A 25,409-nucleotide genomic window follows, 5' to 3' on the forward strand; every position below is an offset into this window, starting at 1 on the left:
TCGCCAGCCCGTTGCGGCGGTCTGGCGATCGCGCGGCGGCGCTTCGCGCCTCTGTTCCGCGCGGTCGTGTACCCTACGGCAATACCCCCAACCACACCCAGGCCGTCAAAATGGTCAGCGCCGTGCCCACAAGCACCGCTGTCGCCGCCACGCGCATGGCGCGGCCATACATGCTGGCGAAGATATAGGCGTTCACCCCCGGCGCCATCGCCGCCGTCAACACCGCAGACCGCGTAGCCTCGACCGGCAGTGACACCATCAGCCCCAGGCCCCGTGTGATCAGCGGATGCACGATCAGCGACACAAGACAGATATAGATCACCAACCGCATATCGCCCTCAGGCCGGTAGCTGGCCAGCACTCCGCCCAACCCGAAGAGCGCCGCAGGCAAAGCCGCGCGCGACATCAGGTCCAGCCCGTCCTGCATCACCTGCGGTAGGGCAATTCCACTGAGATTGACCAAAAGCCCAAGAACGATCCCGACAATCAACGCATTGGAAAACATCGCCTTGAGCACCCGGCCCAAAAGCGCCGGACCTGCCTGCCCCTTGGCACGCACCACCTCCATCACGGTGATGCCCACGCCATAGCAAAACGGCGAATGCAGCGCGATGATGGCAAAGTTGGCCTCCAGCGCATCCGGCCCATAGGCCCGCTCTGTCAGCGGCAGCCCGAGCAGGACAGAGTTGGAAAAGAGACAACAAAACCCAATAACAACAGCATCTTCTATGGGTCTTTTAAACACAACCAAGGCACCAAACAGCCCCAAGACAAAGCCACTCAGCGCTCCGGTGTAAAAGCTGAACACCAGCCGAAGATCAAAGCTCGCGCTCAGATCAAGCCCGGCGATGGCCGAGAAGAGAAGACAGGGGATGGCGAAATTCTGGGTGAATTTCATCAACCCGTTCACGCCCGCATCTGAAAACCAGTTGCGCCAGACCGCCAGATAGCCAAACCCGATCACCAAAAAGACCGGCAGGATGACATCCACAAGCGCTTGCACCGCGCTAGTCCTCGTAGGTGATCACCATGCCGTCATAGGCCGGGGTGATGTGATCGGGGGTCTCGTCGACAAGCGTCTCATAGTCCATGTCAATATGCATATTGGTCAGGATTGCCCTACGTGGTGAGGCCCGCTCGATCCATTCCAGAGAGTTTTCCAAATGCGAATGGGTGGGATGCGGCGTGCGGCGCAGCGCGTCGAGAATCCAACAGTCCAACCCTTCGAGCATGCGCCACGCCTCATCCGGGATCGCCGCCACATCAGGCAGATAGGCCAGATCCCCCACCCGAAAGCCGAGCGAGTCAATAGACCCGTGATTGACCTCAAAGGGGCGCAGCGTGATCGCCCCGCCCTCACCCTCAATCACCACATCACCGTCAATTGTGTGCATGTCGAGGATCGGCGGATAGGGCGAATTCTCGGGCTGCACAAACGCATATCCAAAGCGCGACAGAAGGGCGTTTTGCGTATCGCCATCGGCCCAGACCGGCAGGCGTCTGCGCATGTTAAAGACCACCATCCGCAGATCATCCAGCCCATGCACGTGATCAGCATGGCTATGGGTGTAGAGCACCGCATCCAACGTCCCCACCCCGGCATCGAGCAACTGAGACCGCAAGTCCGGTGACGTGTCGATTAACACCCGCGTTGTGCCCTCCTCACCCTCACGCTCGATAAGAAGCGAACACCGCCTGCGATGATTGCGCGGGTTCTCGGGGTCGCAATCGCCCCAATTGCCGCCAAGTCGCGGCACACCGCCAGATGAGCCGCAGCCAAGAATGGTAAAACGCATCTGCCCCATCAGGCCGCCGCCTTGTATTGTGCAACTTTCCAGAAAAGTCGGTCAAAATTGGCCTGCGTCTGCGCGGCAAAATCGGGCCACTCCAGCCCGAACACCTCTGCCCCGACCTGTGCTGTGTGCACCACATAAGACGGCTCGTTGCGCTTGCCCCGATAGGGCGGTGGCGCAAGATAGGGCGCGTCGGTTTCTACCAGAATGCGGTCGACGGGAGCCGCCGCAAAGATATCGCGCAACTCCTGGCTTTTGGGAAACGCCGCGATGCCCGACATCGACAGGTAAAACCCAAGCGCCAGTGCCGCCTTCGCCAACGCAGCGCTCGATGAAAAGCAATGCATCACGCAGGTGTAGGCCCCATTGCGGTACTCTTCGCTCAAAATACGCGCCATATCCTCATCCGCATCCCGCGCATGGATGATCAGGGGCAGCCCAGTCTGCCGCGCCGCCTCGATATGGATGCGCAGGCTTTGTTGCTGCGCCTCGGCGCTCTCAGACGTGTAGTGGTAATCCAGCCCGGATTCACCAATCCCCACCATCTTGGGATGCTGCGCCAGTGCCACAAGCGCCTCGACCGTCGCCATCGGCTCATCCGCCACGCTCATTGGATGCGTGCCTGCCGCATAAAACACCGGATCATACCGCTCCGCCAGCGCACGCACCTGAGGTTCCACGCGCAGCTTGGTGCAGATCGTCACCATCCGCGTGACACCTGCCGCAACAGCCCGCGCAACCACATCATCGCGCTCCGCATCGAAGCTGTCGAAATCGAGGTGACAATGGCTGTCGGTGATCTCAATCAGGTCGCTCATCAGGCTCTTTCTGCCGGATCAGAAGGATGCGGCCGTTTTCTGAAGTTTGAACACCGTATCCAGCACCAACGCGGCAGGGTCAAGATTGACCGCGCGCCCATGTTGCACCCGCGCGCTGATCTCTTGCGCGCAATCAGCCCAGGCGCGGCCTTGCTGCGGCGTTGCGGACAGGCGGCTCAAGACCTCAGGCTCAGCGGGCAGAACGGGCTGCGGCACCTGCCCGGTGGCCCCGGCACGCGCAAGGCGCGCCAGGAAAAGATCAAGCAAATAGAAAAGAATATCGCGCTTTTCTTCGGCACCGCGCGCAGCAGATGCGTCGGCCAGTTTCACAGCCCGCGCACGGTCCAGTCGTGGCAGCGAGGCGAAAAGATTTAGCAATTCAGCATAGATCTTCAATCCATCGAGATTGTGAAGCCGCACCGCCTCGCCCGCTGATCCGCCCGAGAGCTCCGCCAGCGCCGCGGCATCCGCACCCGCCTCTATCCCAGCCTGCGCCAGCGCCGATTGCATATCCTGCGCCGAGAGCTGCATCAGACGCAGATCGCGACAGCGCGACCTGATTGTTGGCAAAAGCCGGTCTGGCTGATGGCTGACAAGTAGGAACGTTGTGCGCACCGGTGGCTCTTCGAGCATCTTGAGAAGCGCGTTTGCGGCCTGCACATTCACCTCATCAGCCACATCAATCAGCACCACACGCCGCCCGCCATCCGTGGCGCTCAGACCAAGAAACCGGTTCAGATCCCGCACATTGTCGGCCACGATCTGATCGCGCAGCCGACCGGTTTTTTCATTCACCGCCCGACGAATATGAAACAGCCCCGGATCCGATCCTGCCAGAATGCGCCTTGCAACGGGATGATCGGAGGGAACATCCAATGTGTCACGCGCAGGCAGCGCATCGCCAAAAAGCCCCCCCGAGTCTGCATCGGGCGTCGCCAGCAAAAACCGTGCCAATCGCCAGGCCAAAGTCGCCTTGCCGATCCCCCGCGGACCCGACAGCAGCCAGGCGTGGTGTAACCGGCCTGCGTTAAATGCAGTCAAAAAGGTTTCCTCAGCCACGTCATGGCCAAAAAGCTGCGTCGTCTCACGCGGATGCGGCGCGCCATCAATGCGGTCGGGCTCTGGCAAGGGGTCTTCGCTCATGCCAGCGTTTTTGTCACAAGCGCCCGTATCTCACCAGCGATATCCTCTATCTGCCGGTTGCCATCAACGACCACGATCCGATCCGCAAATTCTTCAGCCAAATCAAGAAAACCTTGTCGTATGCGCGCCTGCAACCCTTCCCCGAAGGACTCAAACCGCTCCTCGTCTCCGCCGCGCCCCAAAGCCCGGTCCAGACCGCGTTTCGGCTCCATATCAATGAGCAACGTCAGATCAGGATTTCGTTTGACCATCAGATCGTGCAAGGCATCCACCTGCTCGCGCTGATGGCCACGTGCGATGCCTTGGTACATACGTGTGCTGTCAACGTAGCGGTCGCAGATTACAATCGCGCCGCGTTCCAGCGCGGGGTCAATCACCCGCTCAAGATGGTCGCGACGTGCCGCCGTGAAGAGCAACAGTTCGGTCTCGGGAGACCACCGATCCTGCGCGCCTTCCAGCACCAGTTTGCGAATGTCTTCCGCACCGGGGCTGCCTCCGGGTTCACGCGTCAGCACAACATCCTGTCCGCCTTCGCGCAAATGCTCAGCCAGAAGCCGGGCTTGCGTCGACTTGCCCGATCCGTCAATGCCTTCAAAGGTGATGAAACGACCCTGGCGGCTCAAAGCGCGCCCTCAGGCCCCTGTTGCAGCCGAGCCAACAGAAGCTGCGCAACCGTCTTGAGCCGCACAGTGAACCCGCCACGGGCCACGTCATCAGTTGCCACCAGCGGCACACGCATCTGAGGAAGGCCCTCTGGCGCGAACAAAAGCTCGGCAACCTGATCCCCCTTGGCGATCGGCGCGCGGACGGGACCAGTGTAGACCACTTCGCCGTTGATCTCGTTTCCCCCCAAAACAGGAACAAGCGTGCGGATGTCATCTGCTGTGGTCAATCCGACAGAGCTTTGCATGCCCATCCACACATTGGCCCGCGCAATTTCAGTTCCGGCCTTGACCACATTGGCCTCAGAAAACTGCCGAAACGCCCAGTTCACAAGGTTTGCGGCCTCTTCGGCGCGCTTGGCCGCGCTATCAATGCCGGAAATCACGAAAATCACCCGGCGGTCCCCCTGCTTGGCCGACCCGACAAGACCATAACCCGCCGCTTGGGTATGCCCGGTCTTGAGCCCATCCGCACCGATACCGGCCTTCAACAGCGGGTTCCGGTTTTGCGTGTTTTGCGGTGCACGTCCGTCAAACGCAAACTCGGTTTCAGCAAACATCGGGTAGTATTCCGGAAAGTCCTCGATGATCCGACGCGCAAGCAGGGCCAGATCCCGCATGCTCATCTTGTGATCGGCATTCGGCCACCCGTTTGAATTGGTAAAGGTCGAGTTGGTCATACCCATCTTCTGTGCGCGCTGCGTCATGAAACGCGCAAACCCGGCCTCGGTGCCGTCCGGGCTGAGCGCCTCGGCGATCACCACGCACGCATCATTACCAGACAACACGATGATTCCACGCAACAAATCCTCAACGGTCACCTTGTCGGTCGTATCGAGGAACATCGTCGATCCACCATAACTCATCGCCTGTTGCGACACCGATAGCGTCTCAGACATCGAGAGCCGCCCTTCGCGCAGAGCCTCAAACGCCACGTATAGTGTCATCAGCTTGGACATTGACGCAGGCGGCAAAGGCTCGTCGGCGTTTTTGGCCAGCAAAACGGTGCCCGTGCCCACATCAACAACAAAGGCGGATTTGGCACTTGTATCAAAAGCCTGCCCCGGCGAAGCCAGGGCAGCAGATAAGATCAGAACTGCGATCAGTCGAATTAGACCCAGCATGTAAAGCCTGTTTAGTTGGTCACCGGATAGGCATCATCAAAGCCTACACCTTTGATCTTGTTCAAGAGCGTTTTGCGCTCGTCTTTGCTCTGGGCCGGGCCAACGATCACACGCCAAAACGGTTTGCCCTGCGAGGTCTGCGACAAGACAGTCGGCACCATACCCGCCTGACGCATCGCAACAGCGGTGTTTTGCGCGTTCTGTTCAACACTGAAAATACCGATTTGAATGAATGGCTTATCCAGCGAACTTGATGCGGGTTTCGGTGTCGTCGCAGCGGCGGCGGTCAAGGCCACATTCGTTGGCTCAATATCGGCCACTGCGGCAGGTGCAGCCGCTGTTTCCGTTGCGCTGGATTCCGCCGCTTCGATCGCGGCAGCAGCTCCTGCCAGGGGTTCGAGGGTTGAGGTTTCCACCGACTCCGGCGCAGCCAGACCCTCTGCACCGACATCCACGGCAGATGCGTCAAGCGCGGCAGCGGGATCAGGTGCCTCTTCACGCCGCAGCGCCGTCACGCTTAGATTTGCAGGCGACCCGGCCAACATACCCAAGGCGGCCGCGGCGTCAGACGAGACCTGCAAAACCGGACCAGGGTTGTCCCGCTCACGGCGGAACAACGCACCAATAACAAATTTTGAATTGGTTTCATTGCGAATGATCACGCGCTCGGGTTCCGTCACATCCGGATGCGCCACCCAAACGCCGCCAAGCGACGGGCGGCCGTCCCAAAGCCCATCATCGGCCACCTGGAACACATCCGGTGCTTCCACATCCCGCTCAACCAGCTTGATGGAGTTATCCGCAGCCGTCACCGTGTCTGGATTTGTTGATTCCGGCTTGAAAAGATTGAGTTGCCCTTCTTCGGAACACCCTGCCAGAAATACCAGCGCCGCGCCCGATGTTAACATGGCGCGCATGCGCGCAGTTTTGCCCGTCGGAGAAAATTTCATGACCAGTCCCTTGCCTGTTTTCGGCACATTTTTTGGTGCCAGTGCCAGCTTTGCCAGCGTTTTGCTCGTTTTGCACAGGTGTCCTGCACTTGGATAGAATAACCCTAACACAGCTTTAAGAAAAGTCTGCAAAACAATTTTGGCGAAAATCCTCTGCTGTGATGCCTTTCAGAATCACAAAAGCCACAGTAACAAGTCCGAACGCGGAGGTTTGGCAGAGTGGTCGAATGCACTGGTCTTGAAAACCAGCGGGCGTGAAAGCGTCCCCAGGGTTCGAATCCCTGAGCCTCCGCCACTATTGAAGCGTAATCGCCGCCAGCAGCTCTAGAGCACAACCGATGTGAGCGGTTTGCAGGCGGCACCGGTCCGATCCGGCGCGCAAAAGATCATGGACACACACTACGCGTCCTTGTGCCGACGTGTCAGCACAAGGCGCTTTTTTACCAATATAGGTAAAGACTTAGACGCGATGGAGCAGTTGACGCAAAGCATCCGGATTGTCGATCGTGGCTGTTCTGCCGGAGATATGAACACCATGCGGGTTAAGCTCCCGAAAGGTGCGCGATAACTGCTCCGGGCTGGTCCCAATCTTGGCCGCAATCAAGGCCTTCCCGAATGGCAACCGCATGGAAGCCGGTGCAACTTCATTCGGCAAGTGCTCCAACAAAAAGAGGGCCAATCTCTCTCGCAAAGTACGAGACTTCAGCGATTCCACCTCATTCACCAACTCATGCAGCTTCACGTAAACCGCCGCCAAAGCTGCGGACAGAACCTCTGGGTCTTCCTGCATGATCTCCACGATGGTTTGACCATTGATTGCAAAAACCCGCACATCCGTCATCGCTTGCGCGGAAGCCGGGTATGGTTTTCTCAGAAAGGCCGGGGCTTCCCCGATGGTTTGACCTACGCCAAAGGTCGAAATCAGGGTGCACGATCCGTCTTGCTCAACGCGCTTGATCTGAGCCCATCCTTTCAGAACCAGGTAGATCATATCCGCAGGACGGCCCTGATCAAAGAGGTATTCACCCTTTTTGACATCCGAGACTGCACCGCTGGCAAGCACGTGTTGAAATGTATCTGCGGACATGCTTGAGAACAGCGCAGATTGGCGAACGATTTTTTGCTCGGAATCGGTTAAAAACGCAACATCCATATCAATTCTACTCATTGCATTGGTTCGCGCGCACAAAATGTACCGTGAGTCAAAGAGACTTTGAAGTTGACTCAGTGTCGCAGGCCCCAAAGCGGCAACCATAATTTATTTCAAAATCATTCCTGCATTCTTGAGCTTCCTCAGGGAAATCCTGAGCGAACTCAGTATTCTTACCCTTAGGTGAAATCTGATTTCATGGGCACCTGCGGCCTGTAGCATTTCGATTTTACGAGATGCGTCAGAACAAACGACAGAACCGTTGTGCCCTGTATCCGGGAAAGGCGCGTCCAGATGGGATCATTCTTCGACACGGCCATGCAGTCAGCGGTGCTGAAGAATCTTCCTGAGGAAGACATCAAAACCATCATGCAAAAATCTGTCATCCGCAATTTGGAGCGCGGGGCATCTATTTGCATTCAAGGCGAAGCGGCACACAGCCTTTTTGTTGTACTTGAAGGGTGGGTCAAAACATACCGCGTAACCCCAAGCGGCAACGAAGCTGTGATCGGTGTGTTCACGGAAAGCGGTTGTTTTGGAGAAGAAGCAGCCCTGCGCGACCAACCTTATTTTGCGGGCGCAGAAGCGGTCTCAGATGGGCTGGTTCTGCAAATTGACGGGACCTATTTTGCAAAGGCCATCGAGTCGAACCTGTCCGTTTGCAAAGCCGCCTTGCTGGGATCAATGGACCAGAACCGCGCGCTGGTGCAACATGTCGAACAGCTTAAGTCGCATACCGGCGCGCAGCGCATTGCAGATTTTCTGCTGTCTCTGTGCAAATCGGAAACTGGTTCCTGCACTGTGATCTTGCCATATGACAAGGTTCTGATGGCTGCCTGGCTTGGAATGAAGCCCGAGTCTCTTTCGCGCGCGTTCCGGCGTCTCATACCTTACGGTGTGCACATTCAGAAAAACCATGCGGTGATCGAGTCCATAGAGCGTTTGTCGGACTATGCGGACGAAGATCCGGCTGAATCCTGGAATGCTCAAAGCCGGTCAGAAACGTCCTGACACTTTCAACTCCTCGGCAGCCATCAAGGCTGGCGTCTGTTTGAAGCACCGCGTTGTAAAGAGCACTTTGTAGTCATACCCGACTAGACCTGCGCGCACGCGGGCCAAGGTCAGCACGTCCAGTGTTTCCGCCCGACTGCGCCCGTGGATCATGCAATAAAGCGAATACGGCCATTGCTTTGACACCCCTTTACGCTCTTCGCATCGCGTCACACCCGGCACATCAATAAGCGCCCTGCCCTTGTCGTCGACCTCTTCGACGGGCACATCGAACACAACAAGTGCGCTGGACCGCCATCCCAAAGAACGGCGCCTTACAATCAATCCAACACGTGACAGGATCCCGGCTTTGGCCAAAACCCGGATGCGCCCCAGCACGACGTGTTCTTCATGACCCAATTGCTGTGCCAGGCGCTCAAACGGGCGCTCAATAGGTTCGATGCCCTTTGCGAGCACCTCAATGATCCTTCGATCCAGCTGCGACACTGGCACAGTATCGTCAAAGGGCTCGGGCACCGGCAACTCGCTATTCCCGTCCAGATCAAACCCGAGGTCGATGTTGAACGCTTGGTTGAGACGTAAATCGAGCAATTGCGTGCCTGTCTTGCGTTCTATCTCGCCGAGCGTTTGGTCCACCGCACTGCGCGTTGGGCCAGATACCGACATCCAAACATTCCATTGGTTTTCGCGCTGATGGACCTGGTCCACTTCGCGCATCTGCGACAGCAAACCGGCGAACTCCTCAACTTGGTCGGGGTCCGTGGCCATGGCTGCCAATGTGCCTGTGGACATGGTTTCTGGTCTGCAAGTTGCGCCGATGCAGGTTATCGCACCCACTTCGATCAAACCACGCAGGCGTTCAATTACATCATGTTCTTCCAACCCCAGGCTTTCGGCCATAACTTGAAATGGTCTGGGCACCAATGGCAACGCACGTTGCCAAGCATTCATGAGCTTCCAGTCGAGATCATCTAGTGTCATGTTGCAATCCGCTTGCCCTCAAACGCCGCGCCTGCAAGTTGGACACGACCAAAACTCGAAAGCTGAGGAGCTGACCGAGTCTTCCAAGCTGATTTGGCAAAAACATGGTTATGTCTTCACGCACTGTCTCCGTTTTACTCAACATCGCTAACAACCAATGCGGTTTGAGGTTCCCTGGTGCGACGGATGGCGCGGGAGTGACCACCCATCGCGTCAGAGACATGCATGATTAAAAGTTTGGGGACGCGGGGAGACGCGTTTTAAACCTTTGAACCATGCATTGGGTAAACAGAAGCCAGATCCCAGCTGGTCCAGAGGACCAATTTCAATTCATCGCACGTGCCAAGTTCAAGCTTCATGTCCGAAGTCTTGCACGTCCAGCCACCTTGATTTCCTTGACTTTTGTCAAGTTTTGCAACGCGCGCGAAAGCAAAAGGCATATTGTCATGTGTTGGGCGTCGTCACTCCGCAGCGCGAGACGCTGACCCTTCCATCATGGCGTGGGGCAGATCGATGAAGAACGTTGTTCCCTCGCCCTCTGCACTCTCATAGGTCAAGTTGCCTTTGAAATGCTCTACTATTTCGCGCGAGATGTTCATACCAAGCCCGGTGCCGCCGACCTGACGACGATCTGAGGAATCAATCTGACTAAAGCGGCCAAACACCTTGTCTTCCGACCCTTGCGGAATCCCCTTCCCCCGGTCCTGTACATAGATGCGCACGCGACCATCAAGCTGCATGCAACCAACGGTGACCGTTTCACCCGCATTGGAAAACTTCACCGCGTTGGACAACACGTTGGACACCACCTGCATCAGACGCATTTCGTCAGCATCGACAAAAAGCCACGGTTTTTCGTCAAACTCCGGCACAAGCGTGACCTGGTGCATATCTGCAAACCCCGCATTGCCCTCGACCGCATCGGTCAGGAAGGCCTGCACATTGAGAGTCTCCATCCGGTAAGTCATCTCGCCCGCTTCCAGTTTTTGCAAGTCAAGCACATCATCAATCAGTCGCGACAGCCGGTCACTGTTCTTGCCTGCGGTCTCAACAATGCTCTGCATATTCGCCGGGATCGGCCCAAGTGCGCCGGAATTCAGCAGGTCAAGCGACACTTTGATTGATGTCAGCGGCGTGCGCAACTCATGGCTCACGGTTGAGACGAACTGGGATTTGATTTTGTAAGCCGCCTTGGTACGCTCATGCTCTTTGTGCAACTTGTTGAGATGCGCCAGGTTCTTGCGATAGAGTTTCAAAAACACGATCGAGCAATCGATCAGAAAGTACATCACGAAGATGACGGTAAAGAAATGCAGCCAGAGCTCTGATGTCAGCGGCGGGCGTACCACCCAGAGGTCGCGCACCACGATGACCACAAATGACATACCATAAAGCGCCAGACGGATGGCCAGCGCCCAGACAAGCTGGTGGTTGTTCATCGCCGCAAAAAGGGCTGCTGCAAAAAGGAAAAACAGAGGCGTGAAATGCCCGCCGGTTTCCTGACTGAAGGCAACCGAAACGGCATAAATGCAGATCGCGAGCGAACTCAGAACCGTGTTCACCAAAATCCAGAACAGGCTGAGATTGATGGCCCCACGCTGATGTACCTTAAGTTGGGCCACCTTGCGCGCCAGCACAATGTCCTGGACTTCGAAAAACAGGATCAGGACATAGAACAAAAAGGCGTTGAGAGGGTCGAAGTAAAACGCTGTCAAAAGCGTTGCGGACAAAAAGATCGCCTGCCTTTGCCAGATCAGGGCAAAGGCCATAGCAGTGTAGTCTTTCAGGTTCTGAAGAAGCTCGTCATCCGGCTCAACAATGTCCGGCTCTTCAGCCTCCGCCTGCTTGATATCAATGAGCGCCATGCCACCACGTCTCTTTGCTCTGCCTAATCGCGTATTTTCACAAATTTTGGCTAAGAATGGGTCCGCATTCCGGTTAGATTTAGGCAATCTGAATGGCGCAGCCGTCTGTTTGCGTCTCTGGAAACCAGTCAGTGGGCGGAGTTTACTTCAAGAATACGCCTCAAATATCTGTTTTATAATGGTAAAAATGGCATTAACTTTGGTTAACGCCACCACTTGTCTGAATGCCGCGTTCTGATAAGTTTGAGGCGGGTGGGTTCATGTTCGCGCGGAAATGCGCGGCTTTGTGTGAGGGATACTCTTTGCCAACCCTATTTTTCTGTTTCGAATGTTGTTTCAAGACATGACTGACACCGCACAAACAGAGCGCGCGACGGGCGTGTCCGCGGCAAGCCCCTTGCCGATTGCGGCTCAGCTGGCTGAGGCCCCGGTTGGGCTTTTGAAATTTGCCAAGCTGGCCGGTCGCAACATGCTTGAGGTCATACCGATTGAAACCACAACACAGACGTACCTCAAGGGCCCGCTGAACATACATTATATCTGCGACCCCGAGATAATCACCGAATTGCTTGTCGGGGCCGGTCGGCGGTTTCCCAAGGCGCAGTTCACCAAGGATATTCTGGGATCGGCCGTGGGCAACTCGATGATGCTGTCCGAAGGTGAAAAGTGGAAAGAACAGAGGCGGCGCTACTCTCCTCTTTTCGCCGCGCGCAATCTGCCTATGCTGTGCCAGCATTTCGCCGAGACAGGCAAAGAAATCGCGGCCTCCCTGCGCGAAGGCCCCGGTTTTGTAGATGTCGCCCAAATGGCACCCGCCGCGACGCTCACCAACATCTCACGTGTGATCTTTTCCGGCAACGAAGAGGTCAGTGCAGAGCAGATCCGCGTCGGATTGCGCAACTACTTCGAGTACATTTCGAACATCTCTCTCTTTGACGTGATGGGCCTGCCGTCCTGGATCCCTCGCAAGAAATGGTTCTACAGCAAAGCACCTGTCACAGACATGCGCGCTCTTGCGCGTCAGGTCATCGAAAGCCGCCGTTCTGAGAGCCGCCCGATCCCGCTGGATTTTCTCGATCTCATGATCGCCGCGCTGGAAGAAGATTTTGAAGACATCGAAACCACCGTCGACAATTTGTTGACCTTTGTTGTCGCCGGTCACGAAACCTCGGCCAATGCGATGGCCTGGGGGGCATATCTTCTGGCACTGCATCCAGACCAACAAGCCGCCATCCAAAAGGAAATCAGTGCGGTCTCTCCGAAAGAACCAATCACCTTCGAAGATCTTGAAAACATGCCGCTCCTGCGCGCCCATACCAAAGAGACCTTGCGCCTTTACCCCTCTGCCGCCTTCTTTGCGCGTGACGCAGGAGAGGACATCACGATAAAGGATATCAAGTTTGCAAAGGGTGATGCGCTCTTCTTTCCGGTCTACTCTTTGCATCGCAACCGCGAGCTTTGGTCAGACCCGGACGCCTACAAACCTGAACGCTTCCTCGACGCCCCCCGCCCCGCGGCCAGTATATTCCGTTTGGGGACGGCCCACGTGTCTGCATTGGCGCGCAATACGCCGAAGCCGAAATGATGGTTCTGATGGCCTCGATCCTGCGCAGCGTTGCTTTTGAACTGAGTGACGCGCCCATTCCCCGCCCTGTCCTGACCTTCACCATGCGGTCGGACGGCCCAATCATGCTGCGCACACGGGCCTTGTGAGAAATGAAAACGGGCTCCGAAGGACCCGCGTTTCCTATTTCATGGAAAGATAACTTTCTTCGCCAAACAGCTCCATGAGCACCCGCTCATACATGCGCTTTCGAGGTTCGGTACTTCCGGTGGCGGTGACTTCCTCCGCGACTTCTGCACCCGAAAGCACAGAGTTTTTCTCACGCAGTTCCTCTTCGCGCTCTCCGACACTGGTCACAGCGCGAGTCAAAGCCGTGCTGGCGCCCGAACGTGACAGTGACCGCATCGAAATGGGCTCGCCAACCAGAACATGCACCCATGCGGCTGCATGGCGCTCCCGCAGCATCACGCTGACATAGTTGTTGAGCTTTTCTTCGCTTGGGAATTCTGCCGATGGCATTTCTTCGTGCACAACCACGAGGAACACGCCCTCGCCGCGATAGGAGAAGATGCAATCAATCTCGGATGTGGCACTTTGAATACAATGCGCCGTGTCATGCACCACGCGGCGGAAACAGCCACAGCTGGTGATGTCATAGAGGATCGATGCATCCTGAAGCTTGATCGCCACGGCATAGGAATTAAACAACCGTCCGCGCGAAAGCTGACCGACATAGTTGTCAAACTCGACAAACCGCAGGCAGCGATCCGCATCGTCAATGGTCAGCGGATCTTCAAAGTTGAACTGCTGGTTATTCTCCAGCTCCTGCTTGAGGATTTTCACCGACCGCAGGCTCTTTTCTGTTTTCAAACGCTCTTTGACCAGACGCCGTGCCGAATTCATCCGACCACGCAGATCCAAAAGGTCAAAGGGTTTGCATACGTAATCCGTGGCCCCGGCCATAAAGGCGTCGTCCACATAGCTGCGCTCGCTCATTGCGGTCAGCATAATAATCGGCGTCTCCGAATAGTCAGGCAGCGCGCGGATGCCGCGCAACAGGACGATACCGTCCGTGTCGGGCATCTGAATATCAAGAAGCAGACAATCGAACGGCGTGGTCGCCGCCTCCAGCGCATCAATCGCGCTTTCGGCCGAATTGGCAACTGTCACGTTGTAACTGTCAATCGTTGTCAAAGCGGTTTTTAACAGCTCAAGGATGCTCGGATCGTCATCCACGACCAGCACTTTGAGTTGCGGTGTCTTTTGCGCTCGATGCTCCAGCTTTTCCTGGAACCGGTTGTGCCCGTTATTTTCGTTTTCCATCGCCAATAGCCATTCTTGTGAAGACTGTATGGTGAATGGGTAGTTAAAGAGTGGGATGTTTGTGAGGCGCAAGCGGGGTCTGTTTTGGATTTGCGTGCCTTATTTCCGCCATATTCGGCTTTTTTGTTTCGACTTCTTGAACAATGCTGCGACCAAAGCAAGATTGACGATTTGTCCTACTTGAAGAGCACACCCGCAACCGTGCCGGTGGTGCAGAGCATGTGGCGCGGTGATTCAGGACACTTTGGCAAGGCGGTTTGGACGGACCATGAATACGGCACCACCGTGCCAATGACGCTCAGCACGCGTTAAGTTGACAGGCTGCTGGTGTTGAACAGAACCGATTGGCTCTTGGTGCCTTCAATGTCGAATTTGGCCCCGATCGGTGTCGCCGAAACATCAAGCCGACGTGCCCAGCGTGCCCAAACATAGGGCACGATCCCCAAAATGAAGAGCGCGCCGTTTTCCTTGGCCACGTCATTCATGGCGCCAAAGAGCATACTTTGCACAACACGACGCCGTTTGGCCGGGATTGCCTCGCTGATAAAGAACCGAGAGGCTTCCCAAATGCCGACTTCGACCGGGGCTTTGAAGAACAGCACATCTGTTGGCAGGTCCGGCAAAATTCCAGCCTGAGCATCGCGGAGCATGTAGGAATAAATTCCGCATTTCGCCGTGGTCGGAACCAGGCGAACACCACCGATAACTTCGCCGAACTCATGCAACACCACCCAGCGGCAAAACGGCGTGTCATACTGGTCAAATTCAAGACCATCATTTTGCGGGACATGCCACTTCAGCCGGTCGATGAAAATCTTCTTTCGCGCTTCCATGTATTTTAAAAGAAGATCGCCATGCTCATGCATGTTTCGAAACGACATCGCGGTTGTTTTGATGTTTCCAAAGTCTTGGACTGATGGTGATTTCGGGTGGTCACGCCGAGGTTCAACCGCGCGCGCAACGACGGTGTCCGCCGTTTCGAGAGGCGGCGCTGCCGGCGCAAGCTCGGGCAGAGCACGGCGTGCAGACGCCGTCTTGATATTGGCACGTGCGTGTTTCATCCACCACTCACAGTTTCGCCTCAGTTATGCCAGATTTCCACAGTTCCCCATGGGAAAATACAGGTGTTTACGTCATTGTCAGGCGAAAAACGTCTGTGGCATGCAACTTTCACACAGTCTAGTGCCTTTTTTTGGCCATAATACGATCACATTTCCGAGAGTCGGATGAGTAAGCGCGCATAAGAAAAGAAAAAATCCGCGCCAGATGGCGCGGATTTCGAGCTGTTTCAGTGACGCGACGTCAATGACAAAGGTGCATTTACGACACGTCTAGTTCCCGTAGGCCACCGATGGAAGCCATGTGGTCAGCGCCGGGAACTCAAAGACGATAAAGAGACCCAAGAGCTGCAGCAGCACGAAGGGAATGATGCCCTTGTAGATGTGCCCCAGCGTGACCCCCGGCGGACAGACCCCCTTCAGATAGAAGAGCGCAAACCCAACCGGCGGCGTTAAGAACGAGGTCTGTAACGTCACCGCCACCAGGATCGCGAACCAGACCACAGATGGATCCCGCACCTGATCAAAGCCCGGCACAGCCAGATCCAGCGACAGAATGATCGGCAGCATCAGAGGCATGATGATGATTGTGATCTCGATCCAGTCCAGCAGAAAGCCCAGCAGGAACACAATGAACAGGATGAAGAGCACTGTCATATACGGGTCTTCAAAGGCCGATAGCACGAGGTGCTGAACGATCTCATCCCCGCCATAGCGCCGCAGCACGAAGGCAAAGAAATTGGCTGCCAGGAAGATGCCAACGATGTAGCCCGAGGTGTTAAGCGTCGAGCGGCTCACATCCCGAAGGACAGTCCAGTTCAGCTTGCGGTTAAAGAATGCCAGAAGCGTCGCCCCCATCGCGCCTAGACCCGAGGCCTCGGTCGGTGTGGCAAAACCCGCAAAGATCGACCCGAGAACCAGCAGGATCAGGAACATCGGTGGCACCACAGCCAGCAACACCTCTTTCACATCTTCCCAGGATACACCGTCGGTTTTTTCCGGCGCAGGCATCGCGCTTGGATTGATGAACCCGTAGATTACGATGAAGACAATGTAGAGAGCACCCAGGATCAACCCTGGAAACAGAGCGCCCATGAACAGGTCACCCAGAGAAATCGCCAACTGATCCGACATGATCACAAGCATGATCGACGGTGGAATGAGAATGCCCAACGTCCCTGCCGAAGCAATCGTGCCTGTGGCAATGGGTTTGGAATAATCCTGCTTCATCATCGCAGGCAGCGCCATGACACCCAACAGCGTCACCGAGGCCCCAATGACTCCAGTGGAGGCCGCGAGGATAATACCGATGAGCAGAACCGTCAGTGACAGCCCCCCCGCAAAGAGCCAAAGAGCTTTTGCATCGAATGCATCATCCGCTGTGCTACGCCGGACTGATCCAGCATCAAGCCCATGAAGATGAACATCGGCAGGGCCACAAGCACCGGGTTCTTGACGATGTTACCAAACAATCGTCCCGATAACGCCTGAAGTTTTTGGTATTCTATTCCGGTCCGGTCGAAATCTATCAAATCACGGAGCTGACCTCGGAATGGATCAAGAAAGAACTCGGCGATCAATACGAAGACAAGGCTGACCCCCACTAGGGCCATCGCCACCGGGATGCCGCGGAACAGCATGTAGATGAAGATGCCGAACATCGCCATGACGGCGATTTCGTTCAACGTCAGAAACTGACCAATAAATTCCAGCATGTTCGCCCCCTCAGACCGCAGAGTCGTCGCGTGGGCCGCGATCCATCAACCGGGCGATGCCGATCAAAAGGATGGTGGCGACAAGCGTGATAACGATTGTGTATTTGATGTCGTAACTGCCCAGCTCGAACTCATCAAAGAGCGGATGACGCCCAACCTGACGGGCATTCATCTCTTCTCCGCCAGTCAAGTAGACGAACCACCACAACGCATAAAAGATCGCGAGGTTGACGAGAAACATGGTTGCCGGAAATGCGAACAGAAGTTTCTTCCAAAGCACCGGGCGTGTGTATTGCCCCAGATAGCGCACATAGGCTGACCATGTGGCAAAACCGATGAGCACAAAACTGGCATTCATCACAATCTTGAGAAACCATAGATTGTGAAGGCCATTGGGGCTGTCCGAGCCCTCGTTGGCTACCACAGACGCAATCGCATAGTGCAACGTCACGTCCCAGCACAGGATGATAAACGGTAGGAAAAGCCAGCCCAGCGCAAAGATATCCGTACGCAGCTTCTTTTCCTTTGAGAAATTGTCATAGCGGATATCGACCCGCACATGGCTGTTGGTTGTGACCGCATAACCGATGCCGACAAGCACCGCAGCGCCGTAAAGCCACCATTGCAAATCGTCCATCCACGCCTGGTTGCCCGGACCGATTTCCGACCGGCCCAGTGTCCGTAATACCACTTGGGCGCAGATCACAGCCATCAGGATGGGAAACAGCCATGCAAACAAATTCGAAATCGCAACCGTCAGCCTGTCGCCTGTGTTGTGATGTTCTCGACCGACCTCACCCGGATCGGTAATGGCAGCAATTTCTTCTGCGGATTGCATGTGGTGTCCCTCCTCAAGGCAATGTCGCCCGGAACGCCGCCTCTCCCCAGACGGCCCCTAGGCAAAAGCCAGGGCGGCGCTTTGTACCGCCCTGGCCAGATGTGTCAAAGCAAGGCGCTTAGTCGCGCGGACGCTTCAGGTAGATGTTGTTGTTCCACACTTTATACCCAGCGCGGAATTCCTGCAGGTCGTCCCAGACTTCCTTGAAGTAGGCGTCTTCTGCGGCCAGTTCGCCAGCCACTTCGTTCCACGCACCTTCGAAGGCAGCAAGCATTTCAGGCGACCACTGCTTGATGGTCACGCCATTGTTTTCAACATTGTCCTGCATCGCGGCAAAGTTGGTGCCTTCACCCTCGGCGTAGTTGTCGGTGATGTTGGCCATGCAAGCGACGCTGATCTGGTTCTGAGCGATCTCATCGAGATCTTCCCAACGATCCTTGTTGATCAGAAGCTCAAACATCGTGGCGGGCTGGTGCCAGCCGGGGAAGTAGTTGTACTTCGCGATATTGTAGAAGCCCAGACGCGCGTCAATGAGAGGCATCGAGAACTCGGTCGCGTCAATCGCACCACGTTCCAGAGCCGGGAAGATGTCCCCGCCCGCCAGAAGCGATGTGGACACGCCCAGTTTCTGCATCACTTCGGCACCAAGACCGAAGAAGCGCATGTTCAGGCCTTCAAGATCGGCCAGCGAGTTGATCTCGTTTTTGAACCAGCCCGATGTTTCCGGCGCGATGATGCCACATGGGATGACATGCACGTTGTAGCCATTGTCATCGTACATGCGCTGGAACAGTTCATGACCATCGTCATACATCATCCATGCCAGGAATTCGCCCGCTTCGGGTCCAAATGGCACAGCGGCGAACAGCGATGCAGCAGGGATTTTGCCCTGCCAGTAGCCAGCGGTGGTGTAGGCGGCATCAACCGACCCGTTCGAAACCGCGTCAAGCGCTTCAAGCGCAGGAACAAGCTCACCTGGATCAAAGTGCTCGAATTCCACTTCGGTTGAGATCGAGTTCACCTTTTCGGTGAATCCAACAGCCGCGGTTCCAAGAATCGGCAGGTTTTTCCCGAAAGCAGATGTCATTTCGAAGGTTTCCTGCGCGCTGGCCGCGGCAGTCATTGCGATACTCGCGGCCACGGTGGCGGCGAAATTGCGGATTTTCATATGTATCCTCCCAGAGTTTTCGTAAGGCCCATTGGACCGGCGGTAAAAGAATCTTACCAATTTGGGTCGTATAACAGGGCAACCTTGCGGTGTTAATACCCAGTCCTACGTAGAGAACCACTTAAGGCTCTTTGACGTGAATCAAGCAAGTAAAGAATGCCATCTCACTGAATCAAATCCAAAAACGCGTTAGGAAGCTGTGGAATCCAAAGGCAAAGATGCCTTCGACCCCAGCTCAGCTTTGGAGAAAGTTTCAGGACATTGCGACTCACCTGATTGCGATATGTGTTTTGTTGATGTTCCCCCTTTGCCGATAATTGAGATCCCGAACATGACGTCCGTGTGGCACAGGTGCCTTGACCTATGTCACGAAAGCACGTCACAACCCCTTCAGTTGATGTTTGTCCAATAATGCAATGAGCGTCGCTTTCGCCTCTTGCCTGTGCGCCCGGTGACGCGCCCTGGCGCTGGTGGCGTTGCCTTCCCGGATCGCGCGATACACCGCACGATGGTCTTCGTTCGATTGAAGCGGTTTGGGGCGTATATAAAGTGTCGAAGCCCGCGCGCGGCGCACCTGATCCTGCATCCGGTCCACGATCGTCTCAATCCGGGTATTGCCACCAAGACGGACAAGCTCTGCGTGAAACCTCTCATCTGCAGCGGCCCACGCCACCAGATCCTGCTGTGCCAGGGCCGCGTCCATCGCATCAATTGCATCGGCCAGCGCGACCAGTTCGGTTTCATGATATCCGGCGCGCGCCGCGTTTTCGGCCGCCAGGCTTTCGAGCTCGGTCAGCACCTCATATATTTCGCGCATATCTTCGGCCGACACCGGAACAATGCGAACACCGCGCCGAGGCCTGACTTTTACCAAGCCCTGACTTTCCAGCGTCAGAAGCGCCTCGCGGACAGGTGTCCGTGACATGCCCATTCGCTCGGCCAGTTCTGTTTCAAGATGGTCCGAACCCGCAGTCAATTCGCCGGAGAAAATCAATTCACGTAATCCCATGAGCGCTTTTTGATAGTTCGATTGTGGTTCAGCTCGTGTCATTTGGCTCTCAAATCGATCTTCTGCCCCAGTTTCGCCGACGCATAGACCGCCTCTTCAATTTCAAGCACATTTAGATAGTCAGGCGCGGTGTTTTCGAACGCGCTGCCAGATTTCAGACCCGCAATTACATGCGACTGAAAGGCATGCACGCAATCCCCACCAAACCCGTTCCATGCATCTGCACCCAGTATCGGATCGGCCTCGATTGCGCCTTTCGCCCGCAGGCTCACGGCCCCATCCCCTGTCAGGTTGATCACACCCTCACTGCCTTCGATGAGCGCTTCACCCATCGTGCGGCGCAGATTATCAGCCGCATGATCGAGATGCCGGTTGCCATCGAACAACGTGCGTGCGCCATTCGCGTATTCAAACAGGATGTACCCTGCATCCTCCCCGTCGATAACGGGATTGAGCTTGCGCAAATCCGCATAGACCGACACCGGCTCCCCAAAGAGATAGCGGAACGTGTCTATCCAATGCACCGCCGTCTCGTGCACCAGGAACCTTGGCATCTTCTGAAAATAGGGCTGGCGGTCGAGATAGGCCCGAGGCCCCTGCCCGTCGCCGGGTCGAAACCGGAACGTGGCCTGGTGGAACTGGCCTACGGCGCCGTCGGCCAGTGCAGATTTGATCGCGCGATACCAGGGTTGGAACCGAAAATTCTCATGCACAACAAGCGTCACACCGGCGGACTCAGCCCTATGCGTAATATGCCGCGCCTCTGCCAGTGCCCGGCAAAACGGCTTTTGGCAGATGATGGTCTTCACACCATGCACAATTGCCTGCTCGATGGCAGCCGCATGGGCATCGGGCGGCAGGATAATGTCCAGCACATCCGGATCAGCTTCATCCAACATCTGCCCAACATCGTCATAGGCCGGAAGCCCCGTGGCCGCCGCCTTGACCAGATCCATGTCGCAGGACCCCACAAGTTCAACCTCTGGCATCCGCGCCCAACTGTCATAGTGAAACTGTGCAAAATATCCCGCCCCGAGGCAGGCCACGCGTATGCGACCCGCGCCGCTCATCCTGCGTCCAATGCAGCCATCACAGCCTGTGCCGCGTCCTCCGTGCCTGCAGCCCCACCAAGATCACGGGTCAACACATCTCCTCGCGCCAGCACATGATCCACCGCCGCCTGCAGCCGTGCCCCATCGGCCAAAAGCCCTGAGTGATCATGCGTCACACCCAACCAGTCCAGCATCATCGCCGCCGACAGGATCATCGCAAACGGATTGGCAAGCCCCTGCCCCGCAATGTCCGGCGCGGACCCATGGCAGGGTTGAAACACAGCATGCTCCAGCCCGATATCCGCAGACGGAGCCACGCCAAGGCCGCCCATAATTCCGGCACCCAGGTCGGATAGAATATCACCAAACATGTTTTCAGTGACCAGCACGTCAAAATCCCAGGGCCGCTGCACCATCCAAAGCGCCATGGCATCCACATAGGCATGGTCGCTTGTCAGCTCAGGATGCCGTGCCGCCTCGGCATCAAACATCTCTCGGAAAAACGCGAAGGCGCGAAACACGTTGGCCTTGTCTACACAGGTCACATGGCCTCTTCCCCGCCCCTGCGATTTACGCTGCGCCGCCAAGGCAAAGGCAAACTGAAAGAGTTTCTGGGACACATCCCGTGTGATACGCAATGTTTCACGCGCCTCATTTTCCTCCACCTCGCCGCAGCCCTGAGAGTAAAACAGCCCTTCGGTGCTTTCGCGGATAAGGACAAAATCGATCTCTTTGCCGTTTGGTATGGTGAGTGGTGAAAGCGTCGCGGCATGCACACGCACAGGGCGCACGCCGGCAAAGAGATCAAGCCGCTTGCGAATATCAATTTGTGGGGAAATTTCGGTGCCGTCGGGATAGCGGATATCCGGCAACCCCATAGCCGAGAGTAAAATTGCCGACGCCCGGCGCGCCACATCCATGGAGTGCTCAGGAAAAGATTCGCCACTCTTGGCGTAATGCGCCGCCCCGGCAGGTACAATGGAAAACGTCAGGTTGTACCCCGAGGCCGCTGATGACAGTTTGCTCAGGATATCAAGCGTCGGGCGCATGATTTCCGGCCCGATCCCATCCCCCTCAAACACAGCGATCTCAAAGTTTTGCATCTGTCCCCCTTATGCCCCGGTCATTGACTCTCATGCGGCGCTGTTGACAATGTATGCATTAAAAAATACGCAAGGACCAGCAGAAAAGTATCCCACTCTTGCAGGAGCAACCCGCCATGTTTGCCGTCGCCGTCACGTTCCAGGTCAAGCTCGACTGCCTGACCGCGTTTCTGCCACTGATGCTGGAAAATGCGCGCACATCTCTGAGGGAGGAGCCTGGCTGTCAGCATTTCGACATCTGCCATACGCCCGGTGAAGCGACGGTCTTTCTATACGAGATCTACGATAACAAGGCGGCTTTCGATGCGCATCGCGCCATGGATCACTTCAAAGATTTTGATGCGGCAACCGCGCAGATGATAGATACCAAGAAACTGCGCGTATACGAAGAGGTCATCAGATGAAGGAATGGGAGATCTTTGCGGTCAAATACGCCGACCGCAATGCACGCACACGCGCCGACAGCTTTATCTTTGATGACAACCACGACGCGCCACATGCGATGGATTATTTCATCTGGGTTCTGCGGCACGGTTCCCGCGTGATCGTTGTCGACACCGGCTACGATGACGCCGAAGGCACCGCGCGCGGCCGCCCCATAAGGATGTCCCCGACAGAGGCTTTGGCCCCTCTGAACATCGACCCCAAAGCCGTCACCGATATCATCGTGACCCATTTGCACTATGACCATGCGGGCGGTCTGCATCTGTTCCCAAACGCACAGATTCACCTGCAAGCGGCGGAAATGCAATATGCCACCGGCCCTTGCATGTGCCACGACACCCTGCGCATGCCCTTCACCGCTGGCCATGTGTGCGAAGCGATACACCGGCTTTATAATGGCAAGCTCAGCTTCTATCGCGGCGATCACGTCCTGGAAGACGGCCTAAGCCTGCACCTGATCGGCGGCCACTCTCGCGGGCTTCAGGCGGTGCGTGTGCACACCTCCGCAGGCTGGATGGTGCTGGCATCGGACGCCTCTCATTTCTATGAAAACGTGTTGAAATCCAAACCTTTCCCCATCGTTGTGGATGTGGAGGACATGCTAAGCGGTTACGACACACTCAAACGCCTCGCAAATCGGCCGGAACTTATCATTCCGGGCCACGACCCGCTGGTGCGAGACCTGTTTGAGCACGGCCCGGCGGATCACATCACCCGCCTCGACCGAGGCCCGATCAAGGATATTCCCCTGTGAAGATCGGCGTCATCGCAGACGACTTCACCGGTGCCTCCGACATTGCGCTTACCCTCGCCGAAGGCGGGATGCGCACAGCGCAGTTCATCGGAGTGCCCGATGCGCCTGCCCCATCAGTCATTAAGGCTGGCGTGGTGGCCCTGAAAACCCGAACCTGCCCGGTTGATGAGGCAGTGGAAACATCTCGCGCCGCCTGTGACTGGCTCATAGACCAAGGCGCCACCCAGATCATCTTCAAGGTCTGCTCCACCTTCGACAGCACCGATAGCGGCAATATCGGCCCCGTACTGGACGCGCTTGCCGAGCGGCTGAACGCCCCTCGCACGATCACCTGCCCCGCTTTTCCGGAAAACGGGCGCAGTGTGTATCAGGGACATCTCTTTGTGAACGATACGCTCTTGAATGAAAGCGGCATGCAAGACCATCCGCTCACGCCCATGCGCGACGCCGACCTGCGCCGTGTCCTTGCGCGCCAAAGCCAGCAAGAGATCGGCCATGTCCCAGCCTTGACTGTCCTGCAAGGCGCAGACGCAATCAAAACAGCACTCCCCGCCACGGGCCATATCATCGTTGATGCTATCAGCGACGAGAATCTTATGGAAATCGGCAAAGCCGTGCAGGACGAGGTCCTCCTTTGCGGCGGTTCCGGCATTGCCCTGGGCCTGCCTGTCAATTTCGGAGTCAGCCCCGGCTCGCCAGACTGGCAAGCGATCACAGGCCCTGGCGCAGTTCTTTCGGGGTCATGCAGCATCGCCACTCGCGCGCAAGTCACCCGTTTCAAAGCCAAGGCACCTCACAGAGAAATCACAGCGGAAGACGTGCTTGATCATGGCCTCTCAGCAACCGACCTTGCCGATTGGGCGCTGGCCCAACCCAGCGCGCCGCTGATCTATTCCTCTGCCGACCCAGAGATCGTTCGTGCCGCTCAAGACAAATACGGCCAGGACACCGTGGCCCAAGCCATCGAGGCGCTGTTCTCCGACCTCGCCAAAACCCTTGTCGCAAACGGTATCTCGCGCCTTGTCGTGGCAGGCGGTGAAACCTCGGGCGCGGTGGTCTCCGGCCTCAACGCCACTATGCTCCAAATCGGCCCCCGCCTTGCCGCAGGCGTTCCTGCCCTGCGCCTTGAACAGGATCGCCCTATTGCATTTGCCCTCAAGTCCGGCAATTTTGGCGATGAGGACTTCTTTGCCAGCGCGCTGGCCCGGATGGAAGGCACCCCATGAGCGAAGCGGCCAAACTGCGCGAAGACATATGTGCCATTGCCAAGTCGATGTTCGATCGCGGCCTGACCTGCGGTGCCTCCGGCAACATCTCGGCGCGGCTTTCTGATGGTACGGTTCTTGTGACGCCAACCGGCAGTTCCATGGGGTTTCTCGACCCGGACCGGATCAGCCATTTGGACGAGACCATGACGCATCTCTCCGGCGATCCGCCGACAAAAGAGATCCCGCTGCACAGTGCGTTCTACGAAACCCGCACCGGCACCGGTGCTGTGGTGCATCTGCATTCCACGCATTCCGTCGCGCTCTCGATGTTACCCGACACCGACCCCGAAGACGTGCTGCCGCGCCTCACACCCTATTCGCTGATGCTCCTGGGCCGGGTGAAACTCCTGCCCTTTTTTCTGCCCGGCGATGCCGCCATGGGTGACGCCGTACGTGGTCTCGCAGGCAAACGCGCCGCCGTGCTTTTGGCCAATCACGGCCCGGTGGTGGCAGGCAAAGACCTCTGGGCAGCGGTCTATGCGATGGAAGAACTGGAAGAGACCGCGAAGCTGGCGCTATTGACGCGCGGGGCAAACCCAAGGCTTTTGCAGGATGCTGAGGTCAAGGCACTGGCGGCGAAGTTTGATTTGGATGTGTGACGGCCGATCAGGTTCGT

The 25,409-nt window shown here is 56.6% G+C and carries 25 protein-coding genes, 1 tRNA gene and 1 pseudogene; 9 read left to right on the plus strand and 18 right to left on the minus strand.

The window, feature by feature from the left end; genetic code table 11:
- Positions 1-73 precede the first annotated feature (73 nt).
- The 7 genes from RZ517_RS13270 to RZ517_RS13300 are packed head-to-tail and all read right to left on the minus strand — an operon-like array spanning position 74 to position 6,490.
- On the minus strand, positions 74-1,003 hold the full coding sequence (locus tag RZ517_RS13270) for an AEC family transporter (protein WP_338548668.1): 930 nt from the start codon (positions 1,001-1,003) through the stop codon (positions 74-76).
- Between the two features lie 4 nt (positions 1,004-1,007).
- A complete protein-coding gene (locus RZ517_RS13275) occupies positions 1,008-1,805 on the minus strand; it encodes an MBL fold metallo-hydrolase (protein WP_338548669.1) in 798 nt (265 codons plus the stop codon).
- Positions 1,805-2,611, minus strand: a complete 807-nt coding sequence (locus tag RZ517_RS13280; RefSeq protein WP_338548670.1) for a TatD family hydrolase — start codon at positions 2,609-2,611, stop codon at positions 1,805-1,807. Before RZ517_RS13280 ends, RZ517_RS13275 begins: the two co-directional genes overlap by 1 nt.
- Before the next feature lie 18 nt (positions 2,612-2,629).
- On the minus strand, positions 2,630-3,754 hold the full coding sequence (locus tag RZ517_RS13285) for a DNA polymerase III subunit delta' (RefSeq protein ID WP_338548671.1): 1,125 nt from the start codon (positions 3,752-3,754) through the stop codon (positions 2,630-2,632).
- Positions 3,751-4,377 (minus strand): dTMP kinase, encoded by a 627-nt coding sequence (gene tmk, locus RZ517_RS13290; protein WP_338548672.1) that lies wholly within the window; start codon positions 4,375-4,377, stop codon positions 3,751-3,753. The genes RZ517_RS13285 and tmk overlap by 4 nt, the downstream gene beginning before the upstream one ends.
- Positions 4,374-5,540 carry a D-alanyl-D-alanine carboxypeptidase family protein gene (locus RZ517_RS13295; protein ID WP_338548673.1) on the minus strand — a complete coding sequence of 389 codons (1,167 nt, stop codon included), beginning with the start codon at positions 5,538-5,540 and terminating at the stop codon, positions 4,374-4,376. The genes tmk and RZ517_RS13295 overlap by 4 nt, the downstream gene beginning before the upstream one ends.
- A gap of 11 nt (positions 5,541-5,551) precedes the next feature.
- Positions 5,552-6,490, minus strand: a complete 939-nt coding sequence (locus RZ517_RS13300) for an SPOR domain-containing protein (RefSeq protein ID WP_338548674.1) — start codon at positions 6,488-6,490, stop codon at positions 5,552-5,554.
- Positions 6,491-6,695: 205 nt separating this feature from the next.
- Here RZ517_RS13300 and RZ517_RS13305 point away from each other — a divergent pair.
- A tRNA-Ser gene (locus RZ517_RS13305) sits at positions 6,696-6,785 on the plus strand.
- Positions 6,786-6,950: 165 nt separating this feature from the next.
- On the opposite strand, the gene RZ517_RS13310 is transcribed toward RZ517_RS13305, so the two are convergent.
- On the minus strand, positions 6,951-7,745 hold the full coding sequence (locus tag RZ517_RS13310; RefSeq protein WP_338548675.1) for a Crp/Fnr family transcriptional regulator: 795 nt from the start codon (positions 7,743-7,745) through the stop codon (positions 6,951-6,953).
- 189 nt (positions 7,746-7,934) lie between these two features.
- On the opposite strand from RZ517_RS13310, the gene RZ517_RS13315 reads away from it, so the two are divergent.
- Complete coding sequence (locus RZ517_RS13315) at positions 7,935-8,651, plus strand: Crp/Fnr family transcriptional regulator (protein ID WP_338548676.1); 717 nt, start codon at positions 7,935-7,937, stop codon at positions 8,649-8,651.
- Here the strand turns inward: RZ517_RS13315 and RZ517_RS13320 are convergent.
- Positions 8,637-9,632: an Lrp/AsnC family transcriptional regulator gene (locus tag RZ517_RS13320; RefSeq protein ID WP_338548677.1), complete on the minus strand. Its 996-nt coding sequence runs from the start codon at positions 9,630-9,632 to the stop codon at positions 8,637-8,639. The genes RZ517_RS13315 and RZ517_RS13320 overlap by 15 nt on opposite strands.
- Positions 9,633-10,093: 461 nt before the next feature.
- Positions 10,094-11,497 carry a sensor histidine kinase gene (locus RZ517_RS13325; RefSeq protein WP_338548678.1) on the minus strand — a complete coding sequence of 468 codons (1,404 nt, stop codon included), beginning with the start codon at positions 11,495-11,497 and terminating at the stop codon, positions 10,094-10,096.
- A 343-nt stretch (positions 11,498-11,840) separates the two neighbouring features.
- Between RZ517_RS13325 and RZ517_RS13330 the strand changes: the two genes are divergently transcribed.
- Both RZ517_RS13330 and RZ517_RS13335 read left to right on the plus strand, forming a co-directional pair.
- A complete protein-coding gene (locus RZ517_RS13330; RefSeq protein ID WP_338548680.1) occupies positions 11,841-13,082 on the plus strand; it encodes a cytochrome P450 in 1,242 nt (413 codons plus the stop codon).
- Positions 13,052-13,210, plus strand: a complete 159-nt coding sequence (locus RZ517_RS13335) for a hypothetical protein (RefSeq protein WP_338551159.1) — start codon at positions 13,052-13,054, stop codon at positions 13,208-13,210. Before RZ517_RS13330 ends, RZ517_RS13335 begins: the two co-directional genes overlap by 31 nt.
- Before the next feature lie 34 nt (positions 13,211-13,244).
- Here RZ517_RS13335 and RZ517_RS13340 read toward each other — a convergent pair whose 3' ends face one another.
- Entirely contained in the window at positions 13,245-14,384 is a 1,140-nt protein-coding gene (locus RZ517_RS13340) for a response regulator (protein WP_338548681.1), read from the minus strand.
- 171 nt (positions 14,385-14,555) lie between these two features.
- Between RZ517_RS13340 and RZ517_RS13345 the strand changes: the two genes are divergently transcribed.
- Positions 14,556-14,696 carry a hypothetical protein gene (locus RZ517_RS13345; protein WP_338548682.1) on the plus strand — a complete coding sequence of 47 codons (141 nt, stop codon included), beginning with the start codon at positions 14,556-14,558 and terminating at the stop codon, positions 14,694-14,696.
- On the opposite strand, the gene RZ517_RS13350 is transcribed toward RZ517_RS13345, so the two are convergent.
- From RZ517_RS13350 to RZ517_RS13380, 7 genes and pseudogenes are all read right to left on the minus strand, one after another.
- Positions 14,693-15,445, minus strand: a complete 753-nt coding sequence (locus RZ517_RS13350) for an acyl-homoserine-lactone synthase (RefSeq protein WP_338548684.1) — start codon at positions 15,443-15,445, stop codon at positions 14,693-14,695. The genes RZ517_RS13345 and RZ517_RS13350 overlap by 4 nt on opposite strands.
- Positions 15,446-15,715: 270 nt before the next feature.
- Positions 15,716-17,157: pseudogene (locus RZ517_RS13355) on the minus strand (TRAP transporter large permease).
- 10 nt (positions 17,158-17,167) lie between these two features.
- A complete protein-coding gene (locus RZ517_RS13360) occupies positions 17,168-17,995 on the minus strand; it encodes a TRAP transporter small permease subunit (protein WP_338548685.1) in 828 nt (275 codons plus the stop codon).
- A gap of 118 nt (positions 17,996-18,113) precedes the next feature.
- Positions 18,114-19,163 carry a TRAP transporter substrate-binding protein gene (locus RZ517_RS13365; RefSeq protein WP_338548686.1) on the minus strand — a complete coding sequence of 350 codons (1,050 nt, stop codon included), beginning with the start codon at positions 19,161-19,163 and terminating at the stop codon, positions 18,114-18,116.
- A 379-nt stretch (positions 19,164-19,542) separates the two neighbouring features.
- Positions 19,543-20,214, minus strand: a complete 672-nt coding sequence (locus tag RZ517_RS13370) for a GntR family transcriptional regulator (protein WP_338548687.1) — start codon at positions 20,212-20,214, stop codon at positions 19,543-19,545.
- On the minus strand, positions 20,211-21,242 hold the full coding sequence (locus RZ517_RS13375; protein ID WP_338548688.1) for a Gfo/Idh/MocA family protein: 1,032 nt from the start codon (positions 21,240-21,242) through the stop codon (positions 20,211-20,213). Before RZ517_RS13375 ends, RZ517_RS13370 begins: the two co-directional genes overlap by 4 nt.
- Positions 21,239-22,327 carry an isocitrate/isopropylmalate dehydrogenase family protein gene (locus tag RZ517_RS13380; RefSeq protein ID WP_338548689.1) on the minus strand — a complete coding sequence of 363 codons (1,089 nt, stop codon included), beginning with the start codon at positions 22,325-22,327 and terminating at the stop codon, positions 21,239-21,241. The genes RZ517_RS13375 and RZ517_RS13380 overlap by 4 nt, the downstream gene beginning before the upstream one ends.
- A 116-nt stretch (positions 22,328-22,443) precedes the next feature.
- On the opposite strand from RZ517_RS13380, the gene RZ517_RS13385 reads away from it, so the two are divergent.
- The 4 genes from RZ517_RS13385 to otnC are packed head-to-tail and all read left to right on the plus strand — an operon-like array spanning position 22,444 to position 25,392.
- A complete protein-coding gene (locus tag RZ517_RS13385) occupies positions 22,444-22,731 on the plus strand; it encodes a putative quinol monooxygenase (protein WP_338548690.1) in 288 nt (95 codons plus the stop codon).
- Positions 22,728-23,525 (plus strand): N-acyl homoserine lactonase family protein, encoded by a 798-nt coding sequence (locus RZ517_RS13390; RefSeq protein WP_338548691.1) that lies wholly within the window; start codon positions 22,728-22,730, stop codon positions 23,523-23,525. The genes RZ517_RS13385 and RZ517_RS13390 overlap by 4 nt, the downstream gene beginning before the upstream one ends.
- Positions 23,522-24,751: a 3-oxo-tetronate kinase gene (otnK, locus tag RZ517_RS13395; RefSeq protein ID WP_338548692.1), complete on the plus strand. Its 1,230-nt coding sequence runs from the start codon at positions 23,522-23,524 to the stop codon at positions 24,749-24,751. Before RZ517_RS13390 ends, otnK begins: the two co-directional genes overlap by 4 nt.
- On the plus strand, positions 24,748-25,392 hold the full coding sequence (otnC, locus tag RZ517_RS13400; RefSeq protein ID WP_338548693.1) for a 3-oxo-tetronate 4-phosphate decarboxylase: 645 nt from the start codon (positions 24,748-24,750) through the stop codon (positions 25,390-25,392). The genes otnK and otnC overlap by 4 nt, the downstream gene beginning before the upstream one ends.
- Positions 25,393-25,409 lie beyond the last annotated feature (17 nt).

The organism is Roseovarius sp. S88 (assembly GCF_037023735.1).
In the GTDB taxonomy this organism is placed as follows: Bacteria; Pseudomonadota; Alphaproteobacteria; order Rhodobacterales; family Rhodobacteraceae; genus Roseovarius; species Roseovarius phycicola.